Here is a 17,367-nt window from a genome sequence, read left to right as displayed (position 1 = left end):
GCGATCCGCCGACGGCTGCTGTTGCGCCTTGGTACGGAAAGAATAAATGCGCTTGATATTGGTTTTTGACGGTCGTCGACACGCGGTCAGCGGCGCAGCAATGCAGGCGCATCGAGTGCGCGGTGGCGGTCTTCGATCTGCTTCAAATCGACCTGCTTCCAATAGGCGTAGCGCGCCAGCGTCGCGGCGATCAGCAGGCCACGCCAGCCGTCGAGGACCGAGCCCCGCAGCAGATACTGCTGAACAAAGTCGGTGCACAGCCGCAGCCAGGCGTAGGCCATATTGCTGCGCTTGCCCTGCTCGTACTTGTGCTGGGCCAGCAGCGCCGCGTAACGGCGATGCTTGCGCAGCAGATGCGGGTAATCACGCCAGCTGTGATGTTCCAGGCGCTGCCGCAGCGTCGCGACGCGACGTTCCGGCAGCACGACCTGCTCGTGCACCTGATGCTCGCGAAAGCGCGCGCCCTGACGCTTGAACAAGCGGTTCTGCGGCGTTGCGTACCGGCCATGGCGCAACACACCACCGAGCAGATAGGTGCGCCACGGAATACGGAACAGGGTGATGTCGAGTTGTAGCGCGCTGAGCGCCTTGTCGATTTCGGCCCGCAGCTCGGGCGTGACGCGCTCGTCGGCGTCGATGTACAGCACCCAATCGCTGTGGATGCGTGCCAACGCGCGGTTGCGCTGCGGCCCGTAGCCGGGCCAGTCAGTGATCCAGACCTTGTCGGTATAGCGGCGCGCGATCGCCACCGTGGCGTCGGTGCTGCCGCTGTCGAAGACGACGATTTCGTCGACCCAGTCCGCCAGCGATTGCAGGCAGGCTTCGATCCGGTCCGCTTCGTTGCAACAGATGATCATCGCCGCAAGACTGCGGCGCTGCGGTCGTTCGTCCATGAGCTATTCCGTTACGGCCGCATCGGCAGCCGTGATCGTGTCCAAGGCTCATGGTCGGTGCGCGCGGCTGAACCGCGGCTTGCCGCCCCGTGCAGCGCGCTCGCTTACGTTGATGCGTCGAGTAGCCCCAAGGTTTGCAGATAGCGGCGTGCGCTCAACTCGACGCGGTATTCGTCGACGGCGGCTTGCAAGCTTGCAGCGGGCAGCGGCGCCGCCAGCGTTGCCAGCATCGCAGCGGCCATCGCGGCGTGATCGCCAATGGCAACCAGCGGACCATAGCGGCCATCGGCCAGCAGCTCGTCGGGTCCGCTGGGGCAGCGCGTCGACACGCAGGGCACGCCCAGCGCCAGCGCCTCGGTCAGCGCATTCGGGCTGCCCTCCCAGGCCGAGGACAGCACGAACAGATCGGCGCGCGACAACCAGCTATACGGATTTTTCTGAAAGCCAGCGAAGCTGACGTGGTCGAGCACGCCCAACTCGGCCGCCAGCGTCTGCAGCGCGCTGCGGTCACCGCCCTCGCCCAACAGCATCAACCGCGACGGCCGCTGCGCCTGGATCGCTGCGAACGCGCGCAGCAGCGTCGGGAAGTCTTTCTGTCGCGTCAGCCGGCCCATGCCGACGATCACCGGCACCGTCTTGTCGACCAGCCACGGATGCGGCGCCGGTTCGGCAGCCTGCTGCGCCAAGGTCGGTGTGATCACTGGATTGCGGATCACGACGATCCGCTCTGGCGGCAGGCGCGTCACGACGACGGTGTCCTGGCGTACGCCTTCGGATACAGCGACGACACCATCGGCCAGCGGATACAAGCGCCGCATCGGCGTCACGCGCAGCCAGCGGCTCAGCGCGCTCTTGCGCTCGAGCGCGGCCGACAGATTGGTGCCGAGCCGGATCCACAGCGGCATCGACGCGCCCGCACGCCGACGTGCCTTGATCGCAGCGCGGCCGGCGCGGTCCTTGGCGACCAGCAGCGCGTCGGGCTGCACGCGGCGCAAGTAGTCCGCGACTTCACCGACGCTGCTCCAGCTGTGCCGGGCTTTGAGCTGGATCAGATTCACTTGCGGCGGAATCCGGCTGACGTGGCGACCCTCGGCCTTCAAGGCCAGCAGATCCACCTGCACATGCTGTGCAAACTCGGCGCACAGGTTGGTCACCATGCGCTCGACGCCGCCATCGCCCGAAAACGAAATCATCACCGCCAGTCGCTTCATGCTGCGTCTCCAGCACGCGGCGGCAAGGCCATCGCGCGCAAATATTCGTCGGTCGCCGCTTCGATCTCGTAGCGACGCGCCGCGTCGCGACAGACCGCAGCCGTCGGTGGTGCGTCGAGCATCCGCGTCAACGCGCGCGCCAGCGCCTGTGCATCGCCGACCGGCACCAGCGCCCCGACTCGGCCGCGATCCAGCACTTCGGCCGGGCCGCTAGGACAATCCGCCGCCACCGACGGCGTGCCGCAGGCCAGCGCCTCGATCAGCACGAAGCCCAGGCCTTCCCAGCGCGAGGTCATCGCAAAGACGCTGGCATGGGCCATGAAGGAATAGACATCGTCGCGAAAGCCGGGCATCCACAGGTCGTCGGCGATGCCGAGTTGATGCGCCAGCGTCTGCAGCGCGTCCCGCTCGCTGCCCTTGCCGACGATGATCAGATGCGCTTCGCGCTCGGCCCGCAGCAGCGCAAATGCGCGCAGCAGCGTCGCAAAGTCCTTGCGCGCACTCAGTTCGCCGACGCCGAGCACGATCGGTGCAGCACCAGTGTCGAACCACGGGTGCTGTGGCCGCGGCGGTGCGGCGTCGAACAAGGACGCCGGGACCACCGGGCTTGCGATGGCGGCAATCTTGGCGCGCGGCAGGCCGGTGTATGCACTCATGTCATCGGCCACCGCTTCGCAGGTGACGATCACTTGATCAGCGAACCGGTACAACCAGCCCATCGACAGACGCTGCACGAAGCGCTCGACCACGCCGCGATGCGCCAGATCGACCGAGATCGTCGTGCCCGAGCTCAGCACCAGATGCGTGCATCGGACACAGCCGGCAAGCCAGCGCGCCAGCAGCGCGGTGCGATTGACGCGGTCCTTGTCGGCCAGCAGCACCGCGGGGCGTTCGCGGCGCAGATACCGCACCAGCGCCGGCAATGCGCCATAGGTGGTCGAGGTGCCGGTGTCGATCACGCGCACACCGTCGGGCAGCACGCGCAAGTCAGGGCCGTGGCGGCGCACCTTGAGCAGATCGACCTGATAGCCGCGCCCGGCGAGCGCCGGAATCAAGTGGCGCATCGCGCGATCGACGCCGCTGTGTCCCGAGGTCGACAGGAAGATCGCGATTCGCGGCGGCGATGCGGGCGCCGGATTGTCTACAACCATTGCAGCGGATCTTCCTCGGCGCTCGGCGTCTGCTGCGGCTGCTCGATGAACAGCCGATGCCAGATCGCGAACTGCATCAGGCTCCAGATCTCGCGCGAATGCGCAGCGGTATCGCCAGCCAGCAGCGCGCGCACCGCTTGCGGCTGGCACCAGCGCCGGATCGCCTCGTTGCGCGGCAAGCGGTCGGCCAGCCCGCGGATGAAGTCACCACCGAGCCATTCGCGCACCGGCACATGAAAGCCGCGCTTGGGCTGCCACAAGTGATCGTGCGGGATGTAACGCTCAGCCCATTGCTTGATGAACACCTTGCCGGCCTTGCGCGACACTTTCAGCCCGTCGGGCAGCGACAGGCCGAACTCGATCACGCGATGGTCGACGAACGGCACGCGGCCTTCGACGGACCAGCTCATCAGCATGCGATCGCCTTTGACCAGCAGATCGTCCGGCAGATTGGTGACGATGTCGGTGTACTGGCGCCGCTGCAGATCGCTCCAGTGGCGCGGCGTCTCACTCCAGGCTGCGATCTGCGGCGCGCGATGCGCGGCCAGGGCCGGCTGCAGCTCGGGCACGAACAGCTTGCCGACCCAAGCGTCGTCGAGTTCGCCGCGTACACGAAAGCCGCCGCTGCCCGGAAAGCGCAGCCGCTTGTACTGGCGTTCGGCCCAGCCGGGCCGATAGCGGCCATAGCCGGCGAAAGCCTCGTCGCCGCCCTCGCCGCTGAAGATCACTTTCAAGTCGCGGCTGGCCGCTTCGGCCAGCGCCAGCGTCGGCAGGCAGGCGTAGTCGCGCATCAGATCGTCGGCCGACCAGACCACGCGTGGCAGTCGGCGGAACACGGCCTGGCGTGTCAACCGGATCGGCGTGTGGCGCGCGCCGAAGCGCTGCGCGATCCGCGCCGCATCGTCGAGCTCGTCCTTCATCTGCACGTCGGCATAGCCGATCGAATAGGTGCGGATCGGCTCGCTCTGGTGCTGGCTGAGCAGGGCCAGCAACACGGCCGAATCAACGCCGCCCGACAGGAACAAGCCGTACGGCACGTCGGAGCGCACATGCTCGCGCATCACTTGGCCGATCAGCTCGTCCCACTGCGCGGTGGCATCGGCCTGCGAGATCGCACGCGGCTGCACGTCCAGCGCTGACCAGTAGCGATGCCGCTCGATGCGCAGGTCAGCGTCGATCCGCAGCGCCTCGCCCGGCATCACGCGCTGGATGCCGCGGATGATCGTGTCGCGGCCGCTGGAATGCTGGTTCTGAAAGTACTGCGCCAGCGCTGCTTCGCTCAGATCCAGCGACGGCATCTGCGGCAGCAGCGCCTTGAGTTCGGACGCATACAGCACGCGGTCGCCGACCACGGCGACGTACAGCGGCTTGATGCCGAGCCGGTCGCGCACCAGCCACAGCTCGCGCTGCTGGTGGTCGTACAGCGCAAACGCAAACATGCCGTGCAGGCGCTTGAACGCGTCGCGGCCCCAGGCGGCATAGGCCTGCAGCGCCACTTCGCTATCGGAATCGCAGGAAAACACGCGGCCTTGCGCTTCCAGCTCGGCACGCAGCTCGGGAAAGTTGTAGATCTCGCCGTTGCAGACGATCGCGTAGCGACGGTCGCGGTCGAAGATCGGCTGATGACCACCGGCCAGATCGATGATCGCCAGCCGCGTGTGGGCGATACCGAAGCTGCCGCTGGCGTGGTGGCTGATGTAGTAGCCGGTGTCTTCGGGCCCGCGATGCGTCAGCCGCGCCGACATGCTGGCCAGCGAAGCCTCATCGACCGGCCCGCCGCGCCGTACCTGTCCTGCGATTCCGCACATCGTGCTTCAGCCCACCACGACGGCGGCGTCCGTGTCGAAGCGATAGCCGAGCATCTGGATGTCGCGCGCGAAATGCGTTGCCACCAGTTCGGCCGTGGCGTCGGTGTAGTACGAGCGGAAGTCGCGCGGACGATCGGTGGAATGACGTTTGTGCGGCAGCGCCGGCGTCGGCAGACCCAAGCGCTTGCAGATCGCCGACCAGTCGTCGTGCAGTGTTTCGTAGTGGCCGACGTAGTCGACCACCTGGCGGCCGTGCAGGTCGACCAGGTAGTCGGTCTGCAGCGTGATCGAGGTGTCTAGGTGGTACTGCCAAGGCCGCTCGGGGTTGAGCTTCCAGCGCAGGAAGGCCTCGAAGCTGTCGTGACCGTCGAGCAAGTGCGGGCGCTCGCGCTTCAGGTGGTGGTAGCTGCTGACCTGCAGATCCCAGGGGTTGCGCACGAACGCGAACTTGAACAACGACTCGAAGTAGTCGCGCGGCAGCATCTCCATCGCGGCGATCACCTTGGAGTGGCGCGGCAGCTTGGCGGCGATGCGGTGCCCAGACAGATGGTCGAGCCGGGCGCTGGCCCATTGCAGCAGGTACATCGGGTCGCGCAGCTGCAGCTTGCGCAGCGCCGAGCGCACGCTGGTGCCGCCGGTCTTGGCGATGTGGACATACAGGAAGCGATGACGATGGCAGATGACCACGGCGTGGCTCGCGGAGAGAAGCCGCTAGTTTAGCGGCTCGCCGGTCACGCCAAGGTGACGCCCGGATGGCCGCCATGCGGCCCTGCCGGCACGGGCCCGGTCAGGCCAGCCCGACGCGCGCCCAAACCTGGCGGACTTGCTCGCGCTCCGTCGCAAACGAGCCGGCCGGCGCCATCACCGGCTGCTGCTGCAAGCCGCGCGCATGGCTCCAGCCGCGCAGTGCCCGGTAGGCCTGAATCAGCGCGTCGCGGTCCTCGGCCGTGATCACGCCAGCGTCGGTCAAGGCGTCGAGCTGGCGCCAGTTGTCGGAATAGGCCACCAGCGCGGGCTCGCGGTGCGCTTCGCGCAGCAGCAGGTACTGGGTGATGAACTCGATGTCGATCAGCCCGCCCTCGCCCTGCTTGACGTCCCAGCCGTCGGGCTCGCGGCGTTCGAGCTTGGCGCGCATCTTCAGCCGCATGTCGCGGATCTCGTCGCGCAGCCGCGCCGGGTCGCGCGGCTGGCACAGCACGTCACGCCGCAGTGCCTGCAGCGCGGCGCTGATCGCGTCGCTGCCCGCCACCGGCCGGGCACGGGTCAGCGCTTGATGTTCCCAGGTCCAAGCCTCGCGCCGCTGGTAGTCGGCAAAGCCGGTGACGCTGACCACGGCCAGGCCGCTGCGGCCGCTCGGGCGCAGTTCCAGATCGACTTCGTAAGCGCGGCCGGCCGGCGTCAGCGTCGCCAGCCAGTGGATGATCCGCTGCGCCCATCGCACCATGAACGTGCTGCCGGCAATCGCACGCTCGGCGCCGACCGTTTCACGATCTGGCGCATCGCAGTCGTGGATGAACACCAGGTCCAGATCCGAGCCGTAGCCCATTTCGATGCCACCGAACTTGCCATAAGCCAGCGCGCACAGACCGGCGGGCTCGCCGTCGGTTCGCAGCGGCCGGCCGTAGCTGGCGCACAATTCGTCGTAGGCGCGGCTGAACGCGGTCTGCAACACGGCCTCGGCCAGCCAGGTGAGCCGGTCGCTAACCTTGACCAGCGGCAGATGGCCGGCGACGTCGGCAGCGGCGATGCGCAGCGTCGTTTCGAGCTTGAAGCGGCGCAGCGCATCCATGCCCGCTTCGACGTCGTCGCAGCCGATATCGGCCATCACTTGATCCAGCTCGGCGTGGATGCCGTCGCGATCCGGCGGCGCATACAGCGCGCGCGTGTCCAGCAGCGTGTCGAGCAGGGCCGGGCTGGTGCCGAGCAGCTGGCTGACCCAAGGGCTGGCCGCGCACAGCTTCACCAGATGATCGCGAGCCACCGCCGATTCACGCAGCAGCGTCAGGTAGGTCGATCGCGCACCGATCGCCTGCACCACGGCCAGCGTGCGTGTTGCCGCCAGCGCCGGCTCGGCTTGCGCGCTGGAGGCTTCCAGCAGCAGTGGAAGCAGCGCCTGCAGCCGCTGGCGCGCGGCCGGCGTCAGGCTGCGCATGCTGCGCGAGTCGCGCAGGTCGCGCAGCGCTTTGGCGACGCCGGGTGCACCGGCATCGCCGAACCACGAGGTCGGCGGGTCGGCCATCGGCTGGGCTTCGGGCTCGTTCCACAGCTGCTCGAACCAGCCGGCCAAGCCCTCGCCGGCCGTGGCTTCGTCGGGCTCGGCAAAGATGCGGCGGAACTCTTCGTGGACCTCGGCGCGCACCGCGGCCAGCTGCGCGCTCAGCGCGGCCCAATCGTCGACGCGCATCGCACTGCACAGCGCGCGTCGCGCCGCCTCGTCGGTCGGCATCGAATGCGTCTGCTCGTCGGCGTAGAACTGGATTGCGTTTTCGAGCCGGCGCAGAAACACGTAATGCGCATCGAGCCGCGCGGCGACATCGGCGTCCAGAAAGCCCAGCCGTGGAAGCCGCCGCAGTACCGGCCGCAGCCGGCTGTCGCGCAAGCTTGGCTCCTGGCCGCCACGCACCAGCTGGAACGACTGCACGATGAATTCCAGTTCGCGGATACCGCCGGTGCCGAGCTTGACGTTGTCATCCTGGCGACGGCGGGCGACGTCGTCGGCAATCAGCTTCTTCAGCGCGCGCAGGCTGCCGATCGCGTTGAAATCCAGGTATCGCCGGTAGACGAAGGGCCGCAGCCGGCGCAGCAACTCGATGCCGGCGCCGATGTCGCCGGCAACCGGCCGCGCCTTGATGAACGCATAGCGCTCCCACTCGCGCCCATGGTCCTGGTAATAGTCTTCGGCCGCATCGAAGGCGATCGACACCGGGCCGGCGCTGCCAAACGGCCGCAGCATCAGGTCGACCCGGAAAACGAAGCCGTGCTCGGTGCGCTCGGACAGCAGCCGCGCCACGATCTGCGCGAGCCGCTTGAAGTACTCGCCGTTGTCCAGCGTCTGCGCCCCGTCGGATTCACCGGCCGCGGTGTGGCAGAAGATCAGATCGATGTCGGACGAGAAATTCAGCTCGCGGCCGCCGAGCTTGCCCATGCCCAGCACCACCGGCTGAACGAGCGCGCCGTCGCAATCACGAGCCACGCCGTAGCGCGGCTTGAGCTGCGCCAGCCCGTGATCGACCGCCGCCTGCAACGCCGCTTCGGCCAGATCGGACAGATCGCCCAGCGTCTCGTCCAGATCGGCGAGCTGCAACAGGTCCCGGCTGGCGATCCGCGCCATTTCGCGGTCGCGGATCTGGCGCAACACGCGCATCGCATCGGCGTCGTCCACGACCCGCGCCATCGCAGCGCGGATCTCCGCGGCGATGCTGCCGGCTGCGCGCGGCGCGCGGTGCTCGCCAGCGGCGTGCCACGCGGCATGACGCTGAAACGCGGCGCTGAGGAAGCGGCTACTCGCCGCCAGGGTGTCGTCGTCGGGATGCTCGGCCATGGCCGATTGTCGCGCGGTTCAGGGGACGACGGGCAGATCCTCGGGATCGGTGGCACCCGGGGCCGCGTTGCCGCTCTGCACGCGGCGCACGCGCGGCGCGAACGCCGGGTCGATCAGGCTCAGCTCGGGCCGGTCGCGTCGGGTCTGGACGTCGAGCAGGTCGAGCAGCGTCCAGTCGAGCACATCGTTCTGAAACGCGCGCATCTGCAGCGCCGGGGTCGCCGGAGGCGCATCGTTGCGCCACAGCAGCAGCGGCACGACCATGCCCGGCATATCGGTCGAATGGCCGGCGAAGTTGCGCATGTGGCCGACGTCCTGCCCATGGTCCGACGTGAACAGGAAAGCTGCCGATGTACCGGCCTGACGCTGGAAGTCACGCAACAGCGTGGCGATCACGTGGTCCTGGTAGCGCATCGCATTGTCGTACTGGTCGCGCTGGACGCGGATCCACGGCATGCGCCCTTGATCGGCCAGCTTGCGGCTGACCTCGTCCTGCACGCCGACGTAATGTGAATAGGCTTTGGGATACCGCAGCTCGTAATGCGGGTGCGCACCGAGCAGGTGGGCGATGATCAGCTTGCGGGGCGCCGGGTCGCGCAGCGCGGCCTGCCACTCGGGGATCAGCGCCTCGTCGAGACGCCGGTCGCCGCGTTTGCCGCCGACATTGAGCAGCTTCTGCACGTCGGCTTCTTCGGCAAAGCGCGGGTTGATGTAGCGGTCGTGCTGGTTGCTGATCCAGAACACCTTGTAGCCGGCAGCGCGCGCCAGCATCAGCACGCTGGGCGCAGCTTCATCGTCGAGCGGCTCGTCGAGCGCCAGCGGCGTCAGCATGTAGCGGAACGAGGACACCGTCCCCGAGGTCGCGGCGATCACGTCGCGAAACACGCTCAGCCGCGGGTCGCTGGCCGCGGCGTGGCTCAGCTCCGGCGTCGTCGCCCGGCTGTAGCCATACAGTTGCCAGTTCCAACGCGTCGTGCTCTCGCCGATGACGATGCCGACCGTGTGCCGGGCCTGGGCACCGGTGTAGACCGGCGCCCAATCCGGTAGCGAGGCCTGCGCGCGCTCGCGGTCAGCACGCAGCCGCTCGATGTTCTGCTGAAACGCCTGCACCTGTGCTAGCTGAGACGGCCAGAAGTACAAGGGGTTGCTCTTGCGGAATGTCGGGTTGAAATGCAGCCCGGCGAACAGCAGGGCCACGACCACGGCGCTGACAGGGCTCGGCAGATGGGCACGCGGATATCGGCGATCGATCAGCGTCAGCAACAGTCCCAGCAGCAAGGCTCCGGCGCCGTAGAGCAGCAACAGGCGCCAGTACTGCATCAGGAACTCGGCCGACTCCTCGCTGGTGGTGTTGGCCACCGCATCGACGACCAGCACGGTGTCCGGCCGCGTGTGGTACACCGCCAACAGCAGGGACCGCACGCCGAGATCGGCGACAAAGGCCAACCGCCACAGTCCGGTGAGCAGCAGCGCTGCCGAGGCCGGCAGCCACGGGGCCGACAATGCATAGGCGCCTAATGCATAAACCAATGCCGCCTTGCCGGTTTCGCGCCAGCCGACATCGGCCAACAGGTAGGCGATGGCCAGCACCAGGGTGCCGACCGCCACGTGATGGCGTCGGCAAAAGCAGCTGAGCGCGATCAATCGCGCCGTCATCGAAGGCTCATCGATCAGGCTTGGGAGGGGACCGCGACAACGCGGCGAGGCGCGATTCTAGAGGCGCACCCACGCCTCGACCACCCACCGGGCGCCGGGGGCGTCGGGCCCTACGGTCAACGCGGAGCCGTCAGGCCCAAGGCCTGTACCGCGCCACGATCCCATTGCCTGGCGCCTTGGACGCCATCGACCAGCCCCATGTGCTGGCTAAAGTCGAAATGTGCCCAGCCGATCTGCCGCGCGTCGAGCAGTTCGCGGGTGTCGCGCAGCCAGGCCTGGCGCGATGTCGGCGGGGCGTACGTCTTCAGCACGCCGAACTCGCTGCACCAGACGACGACCCGGTGCTGATCGCGCCAGGCCGCCACGCGATCCAGCATCGCGGCCAGCTTGTCCCGGTTCCAGGCCTGCTGGCCGTACCAAGCCGCATGCGACCGGGCCTCCTCGTCCAGCTGAGGCAGCAGCGGCGCCATCGCCGCGGGTGATGACGGATACGGAAAGTCGTGAAACCGCGTCCACATCGGCCAGCCCCAAGTGGCGCCCTGGTGCGTGAAATTGAACGGCTCGTAAAAGTGGAAGGTGTAGACCAGGTTGTCATCCTGAAACGGCACCAGCGCGACCAGTTCGTCGACCGACGAGTACTTGTGTCCCGCCACGACGATCGTGTGGCGAGGCGCTGCGTCGCGGACCGCACCGGCAAGCGTCTGCATCACCTTCAGCGACGCCGCAGCGTCGTCGGTCGCCGGCTCATTCAAGACTTCGAACACCAGCTTGTCGGCCGGCAGCCTCGCCGCCAGCGCGCGTGACAGGCTCCACCAGAACGCAGCCGTGCTGTCGCGTACCGCAGGCTGTGTCAGCAGTCGCTGCAGGAACGCGTTGTCGGCATTCATCGTCAACACGGGCAGCAGGCCGAATGACGCGACCTTCTGCAGTGCAGCGCCGAGTTCGTCGACCTTTTGCGGATTGACCCGGCGCGCATCGACCGGATCGACCAGCCAAGCGTGGTCGAATGCGATCCTCGCATGGCGAAAGCCAACAGCACGCAGCTGACGCAGGTCAGCGTCGTCGGGACGGAAGCGTTGCGGATCGATCGACGGGTCGCCGCGATAGGTGAACCAGAAACTCAGGTTGATGCCGCGTTGCAGCTGAGTCTGGATGGTGTCGGGCACCGCCGCTCCAGCAGGCGCGCCGAACAGGGCCCACACCATGATGAAAGCGGCCGCGCGGATCGCGTGCTGCCAGATTATTGCCACCGTCATCGACGCCCGTACCGGTTGCGCGGGCTTGTACCCGCCAATGACCTCAGTCTACGGCAGCTGCCGGCGACGGTAATCGACTTCGACCCGACCAGGACGCTGGTAGATCGACGGAGACACCTTGATCAACGGTCCTGTGATGCCGTTGAGCGACTCGGCATGGCTGACGATCAGAAGCCCCCCCGGACGCAGGACCGCCAACAGCCGGTCGACGACGCGCTGCTTGGTCTCGGCATCGAAGTAGATCATGACGTTCCGGATCAGGATCGCGTCAAACAATCCCAGTGGCGGCAAGGCTTCGTTCAGATTGACTTGGTCGAAGCTGACCCGCGATCGCAGATGGCGCTGGATCAACAAGGTGTCATCGAACGCCCCAGTCCCCTTCAGACAGTAGCGTCGTAGATAGGCGGGCGGAATCTGCCGCGCCGCTGCAATGTCGTAGCGGGCTTCACGAGCGCGGGCCAGCATCGTCGCACTCAGATCGCTGGCAACAATCTCCCAGCCCGACTCGCCGAGCCGTTCGTTCAGCACCATTGCGAGCCCATAAGGCTCCTCGCCGCTGGAACAAGCCGCGCTCCAGATCCGGTACGGTCCCTGGCTCCTGCCGTGATTGCGGGCATGATCGGCAATCACATCAAAATGCCGGCTCTCGCGGAAGAAGTAGGTTTCGTTGGTCGTCAGCAGATCGATCGCCGTCTGCAACTCGGCGGCTTGATCGGGCTGTTGCAGCAGGCGGTGATAATCGCGGAACGTCGGCAATGACAGACCGCGCAACCGCCGCGCGAGACGCGAGCTGACCAGCAGACTCTTGTTGTCCGACAAGGCAATGCCAGCACGCTGATAAATGAGTTTGCGGAACAGCTCGAACTCGGACGGCGATAGATCCGGACTTTCGTAAATTAGCTTGTTGGTACCGGGCACGGATCAGCCTCGACCGAAGGTCGATGACGCCGCGTCATCCCGGTCGTGGCAGATGATGTCCGTGATCCGGCCGCCAGCGCCGCTGACCGTGACAACACGGTTGCAGCGTGGCGGCAAGTGAATCAGGCGATAGGTCACAGGTACTCCGCTGTGCTGCCTGGCCGCAGTGCGTGCGTGCCGGGCAATGAGCCGCGCATCCGCTTCGAAACGGATGCGCGGGGCCGCTGACCTGATTCAGGCTATCGCGGGCTCGTGAGTGTCGCGTGTCGCTGGAATCGCGCCTTCGTCATCAATCGCCGCTGCAGCAGCCGCCGCCACGGAGTCGAGATCGTCGAGCGCCAGTATTTTGTCGACATTCAGCAGGATCACGAACGAGTTGGCGACTTTGCCCATACCGACCATGAAATCGGTGCGCAGGCGCGCACCGAAGCTCGGTGGCGGTTCGATCTCATCCTGCCGGATCTCGAGCACTTCGCTGACAGCGTCGACGACGACGCCCACGTCCTGTCGTCCGGTTTCGCTCTCAACCTCGACGATGACATTACAAGTCCGTCGCGTGATCGGTGACGACGGTCGCCCGAACAACCTCGCCAGGTCGACCACCGGAACCACCGAGCCACGCAGATTGATCACGCCGCGTATCGACTCCGGCATCATCGGTACCGCGGTCATGCCGCCGTACTCGATGATCTCCTTCACGGCGAGGATGCCGATGGCGAACATCTCGCCACCGAGCACGAACGTCAGATACTGCTGCTGATCGGACGTCGCCGCCTGCACCTTGGATCTGGCTTCTTTCACGACGATCTCCCTAGAACTCGACGAAGCCCGGTTCAGCGTTGCTGCTGACGGCAACCGCGGCGCTGCCGCGTCCGGCCATCGACAGCCGAGTTACCTTGGACCGCTGCTGCATGACCGGCATCTGCCGTGCCGGACGCTTGTCGTCGACCTTGAAGAACGACACCAGCTGCTGCAACTGCGCCGACTGGTTGCTCATCTCATCGGCGGTCGCGGCCAGTTCTTCGGCAGACGACGCATTGACCTGCGTGGTCTTACTGAGCTGCGACATCGCTGCGGTAATCTGACCGACACCGGCCGACTGCTCCTGCGATGCAGCCGTGATCTCCTGTACCAGATCGGAGGTTCGACGAATCGACGGCACCATCTCGTCAAGCAGCTTGCCCGCCTTCTCAGCAAGCGACACGCTATTCTTGGCGACTTCGCCGATTTCCTGCGCCGCCACCTGGCTGCGCTCCGCCAGCTTGCGAACCTCGGCTGCGACGACCGCGAAGCCCTTGCCATGCTCACCGGCACGAGCCGCCTCGATCGCAGCATTGAGCGCCAGCAGATTGGTCTGATAGGCAATGTCGTCGATGATGCTGATCTTCTCCGCGATGCTCTTCATCGCCGTGACCGTGGCGCCGACCGACTGCCCACCTTCGACGGCCTCCTTGGCAGCCTTGGATGCGATACCGTCGGTGACCTTGGAATTGTCAGTGTTTTGCGTAATGGACGCTGACATCTCTTCGATCGACGAACTGGTCTGCTCGACACCGGCAGCCTGCTCGCTCGCCGCCTGAGACAGTTGCTGCGCCGTGCTCGACACCTGACGGATCGACTCACTGAGGGACGTCGATGATTCGAGAATATCGGTGACCGTCGTTGCCAGTCGGCCGACCGTACTCTCGACCGCTTCACGCAACTGGATCATGTCGCCGCGGCACTCGACGGTTACCGTCTGTGACAGATCGCCACTGGCAACGGCTGTCATCACCCGCATGACGTCGTTAATGGGCGCCACGATGGCGGCGAGCGTGTTGTTGATTGAGTTGCGCAGCTCCTGCAGGTCGCCCTTGAAGTTCTGCTCAACGCGCTGACTCAGACGGCCCTGCTCGACGACCGACATGACACCGCGAATCTCGTTGATCGGCCCGATGACCGCATCGAGTGTCTCGTTGACACCTTGCACGATCTTACGGAAGTCGCCGGAATGCTTGGTCGCGTCGGCACGGGTCGCCAGCTTGCCCTCAACGGCGGCCTTTGCCAGCATATCGGCGTCGGCCACCAGCGCATTGACAGCGTCGATGCAGGTATTGAGGTTGTTCTTGATCGTGTTGAAGTCGCCGTTGTAGCTGTCGGTGATCCGCGTCGGGATATCGCCCTTCGAGATGCGGTCGACATAAGTCGCAGCCACATTCAACGGCCCGATGACCGCATCCAGCGTGTCGTTGACACCTTGCACGATCCGGCGGAAGTCGCCTTCATGCTTGGTGGCATCCGCTCGCGTGGCCAGCCGACCCTCGACGGCTGCCTTGGCCAGCACGCCGGCGTCGTCGACCATCTTGTTGACCGCATCAATGGCCCGATTCAAGTTGTTCTTGATCGTGTTGAAGTCACCGTTGTAGCTGTCGGTGATCGCCGGGGGGATGTCACCCTTGGAGATGCGATCAACGTAGTTCGCCGCAACATTCAGCGGCCCGATGACCGCATCCAGCGTGTCATTGACGCCTTGGACGATCTTGCGGAAGTCACCCTGGTGCTTGGCAGCATCGGCACGTGTGGCCAGCTTGCCCTCCACTGCAGCCTTGGCCAGCACACCGGCGTCACCGACCAGCATGTTCACCGCATCGATACACGTGTTGAGGTTGTTCTTGATCGTGTTGAAGTCGCCGTTGTAGTTGTCGGTGATCTTCGTCGGGATGTCGCCCTTCGAGATCCGATCGACATAGTTCGCGGCGACGTTGAGCGGGCCGATGACGGCATCCAGCGTATCGTTGACGCCCTGGACGATCTTGCGGAAGTCACCTTCGTGCTTGGTCGCGTCGGCGCGGGTCGACAGCTGCCCCTCGACGGCCGCCTTGGCCAGAATGCCGGCGTCATCGACCATTTTGTTGACCGCTGCGATAGCCCGATTCAAGTTGTTCTTGATCGTGTTGAAGTCGCCGTTGTAGCTGTCGGTGATCGCCGGCGGGATGTCGCCCTTGGAGATCCGGTCGACGTAGTTCGCCGCAACATTCAGCGGGCCGATGACGGCATCCAGCGTATCGTTGACGCCCTGGACGATCTTGCGGAAGTCGCCTTCGTGCTTGGACGCGTCGGCTCGAGTCGCGAGGCGACCTTCGACGGCCGCCTTGGCGAGGATGCCGGCGTCATCGACCATCTTGTTGACGGCGTCGATGGCCCGATTCAGGTTGCTCTTGATCGTATTGAAGTCTCCGTTATAGCTGTCGGTGATCGCCGGCGGGATGTCGCCCTTGGAGATCCGGTCGACGTAGTTCGCCGCAACATTCAGCGGGCCAATGACGGCATCCAGTGTGTCGTTGACGCCCTGGACGATCTTGCGGAAGTCACCTTCGTGCTTGGTCGCGTCGGCTCGGGTCGAAAGGCGCCCTTCGACCGCCGCCTTGGCCAATACATCAGCATCAGCCACCATCTTGTTGACGGCGTCGATCGCCCGATTCAAGTTGTTCTTGATCGTATTGAAGTCACCGTTGTAGCTGTCGGTGATCGCCGGCGGGATATCGCCCTTCGAGATCCGATCGACGTAGTTAGCCGCCACATTGAGCGGGCCGATCACCGCGTCGAGTGTGTCGTTGACGCCCTGCACGATCTTGCGGAAGTCGCCTTCGTGCTTGGATGCATCGGCACGGGTCGACAACCGACCTTCGACCGCGGCCTTGGCGAGAATGCCGGCGTCGCCAACCATCTTGTTGACCGCATCGATTGCACGATTCAGGTTGTTCTTGATCGTGTTGAAGTCGCCGTTGTAGCTATCCGTGATCGCCGGCGGGATGTCGCCCTTCGAGATCCGGTCAACATAGTTGGCCGCCACATTGAGCGGGCCGATGACGGCATCCAGCGTGTCGTTGACGCCCTGGACAATCTTGCGGAAGTCACCCTCGTGCTTCGACGCGTCGGCGCGGGTCGACAGCCGGCCCTCAATCGCCGCCTTGGCCAACACATCAGCATCAGCCACCATCTTGTTGACGGCGTCGATGGCACGATTCAGGTTGTTCTTGATCGTATTGAAATCGCCGTTGTAGCTGTCGGTGATCGCCGGCGGAATGTCGCCCTTGGAGATCCGGTCGACATAGTTGGCCGCCACATTGAGCGGGCCGATGACGGCATCCAGCGTGTCGTTGACGCCCTGGACGATCTTGCGGAAGTCGCCTTCGTGCTTGCTGGCATCGGCTCGGGTTGCCAGGCGGCCTTCGACGGCCGCCTTGGCCAGCACGTCGGCGTCGGCCACCATCTTGTTGACGGCATCGATCGCCCGGTTCAGGTTGTTCTTGATCGTGTTGAAGTCGCCGTTGTAGCTGTCGGTGATTGCGGGCGGGATGTCGCCCTTGGAGATCCGGTCGACGTAGTTCGCTGCAACATTCAGCGGGCCGATGACGGCATCCAGCGTGTCATTGACACCCTGAACGATCTTGCGGAAGTCGCCTTCGTGCTTGGTCGCGTCGGCTCGGGTCGCGAGGCGACCTTCAACCGCAGCCTTGGCGAGGATGCCGGCGTCGGCGACCATCTTGTTGACCGCGTCGATCGCCCGATTCAGGTTGTTCTTAATCGTGTTGAAGTCACCGTTGTAGCTGTCGGTGATTGCCGGCGGGATATCACCCTTGGAGATCCGGTCGACGTAGTTCGCCGCGACATTGAGCGGACCGATGACGGCATCCAGTGTGTCGTTGACGCCCTGGACAATCTTGCGGAAATCACCCTCGTGCTTGGACGCGTCGGCGCGGGTCGCGAGCCGCCCCTCAACCGCGGCCTTGGCGAGAATGCCGGCGTCGTCGACCATCTTGTTGACGGCGTCGATCGCCCGATTCAGGTTGTTCTTGATCGTATTGAAGTCACCGTTGTAACTATCGGTGATCGCCGGCGGGATGTCGCCCTTGGAGATGCGATCAACATAGTTGGCCGCGACATTGAGCGG

Annotated in this window: 11 protein-coding genes; all 11 read right to left on the bottom strand. The window is 65.5% G+C overall.

Going from position 1 to position 17,367, the window contains the following annotated elements; translation table 11 throughout:
• Positions 1-86: 86 nt before the first annotated feature.
• Positions 87-893, bottom strand: a complete 807-nt coding sequence (locus BUB09_RS16420; protein WP_072899587.1) for a glycosyltransferase family 2 protein — start codon at positions 891-893, stop codon at positions 87-89.
• Positions 894-997: 104 nt separating this feature from the next.
• A complete protein-coding gene (locus BUB09_RS16415) occupies positions 998-2,104 on the bottom strand; it encodes a glycosyltransferase (protein WP_072899585.1) in 1,107 nt (368 codons plus the stop codon).
• Entirely contained in the window at positions 2,101-3,255 is a 1,155-nt protein-coding gene (locus BUB09_RS16410) for a glycosyltransferase (protein WP_072899583.1), read from the bottom strand. Before BUB09_RS16410 ends, BUB09_RS16415 begins: the two co-directional genes overlap by 4 nt.
• Entirely contained in the window at positions 3,246-5,063 is a 1,818-nt protein-coding gene (gene asnB, locus BUB09_RS16405; RefSeq protein ID WP_072899581.1) for an asparagine synthase (glutamine-hydrolyzing), read from the bottom strand. Before asnB ends, BUB09_RS16410 begins: the two co-directional genes overlap by 10 nt.
• A 6-nt stretch (positions 5,064-5,069) precedes the next feature.
• Positions 5,070-5,750: a sulfotransferase family 2 domain-containing protein gene (locus BUB09_RS16400; protein WP_072899579.1), complete on the bottom strand. Its 681-nt coding sequence runs from the start codon at positions 5,748-5,750 to the stop codon at positions 5,070-5,072.
• A gap of 100 nt (positions 5,751-5,850) precedes the next feature.
• Positions 5,851-8,604, bottom strand: a complete 2,754-nt coding sequence (glnE, locus tag BUB09_RS16395) for a bifunctional [glutamate--ammonia ligase]-adenylyl-L-tyrosine phosphorylase/[glutamate--ammonia-ligase] adenylyltransferase (protein WP_072899566.1) — start codon at positions 8,602-8,604, stop codon at positions 5,851-5,853.
• Positions 8,605-8,622: 18 nt separating this feature from the next.
• Positions 8,623-10,260, bottom strand: a complete 1,638-nt coding sequence (locus BUB09_RS16390; RefSeq protein WP_072899564.1) for a phosphoethanolamine transferase — start codon at positions 10,258-10,260, stop codon at positions 8,623-8,625.
• A 116-nt stretch (positions 10,261-10,376) separates the two neighbouring features.
• On the bottom strand, positions 10,377-11,516 hold the full coding sequence (locus BUB09_RS16385; protein WP_072899562.1) for a glycoside hydrolase family 5 protein: 1,140 nt from the start codon (positions 11,514-11,516) through the stop codon (positions 10,377-10,379).
• 48 nt (positions 11,517-11,564) lie between these two features.
• Complete coding sequence (locus tag BUB09_RS16380) at positions 11,565-12,434, bottom strand: CheR family methyltransferase (RefSeq protein WP_072899560.1); 870 nt, start codon at positions 12,432-12,434, stop codon at positions 11,565-11,567.
• Positions 12,435-12,668: 234 nt separating this feature from the next.
• Positions 12,669-13,235, bottom strand: coding sequence for a chemotaxis protein CheW (locus tag BUB09_RS16375; protein WP_072899558.1), 567 nt, complete (start codon positions 13,233-13,235; stop codon positions 12,669-12,671).
• Between the two features lie 10 nt (positions 13,236-13,245).
• The coding region (locus BUB09_RS16825) for a methyl-accepting chemotaxis protein (protein WP_217650335.1) at positions 13,246-17,367 on the bottom strand (4,122 nt) is incomplete at its 5' end.

Source organism: Hydrocarboniphaga daqingensis (assembly GCF_900129825.1).
In the GTDB taxonomy this organism is placed as follows: Bacteria; Pseudomonadota; Gammaproteobacteria; order Nevskiales; family Nevskiaceae; genus Hydrocarboniphaga; species Hydrocarboniphaga daqingensis.
Note: the sequence above shows the minus strand (reverse complement) of the source record. Positions and strands in the feature narration are given on the sequence as shown.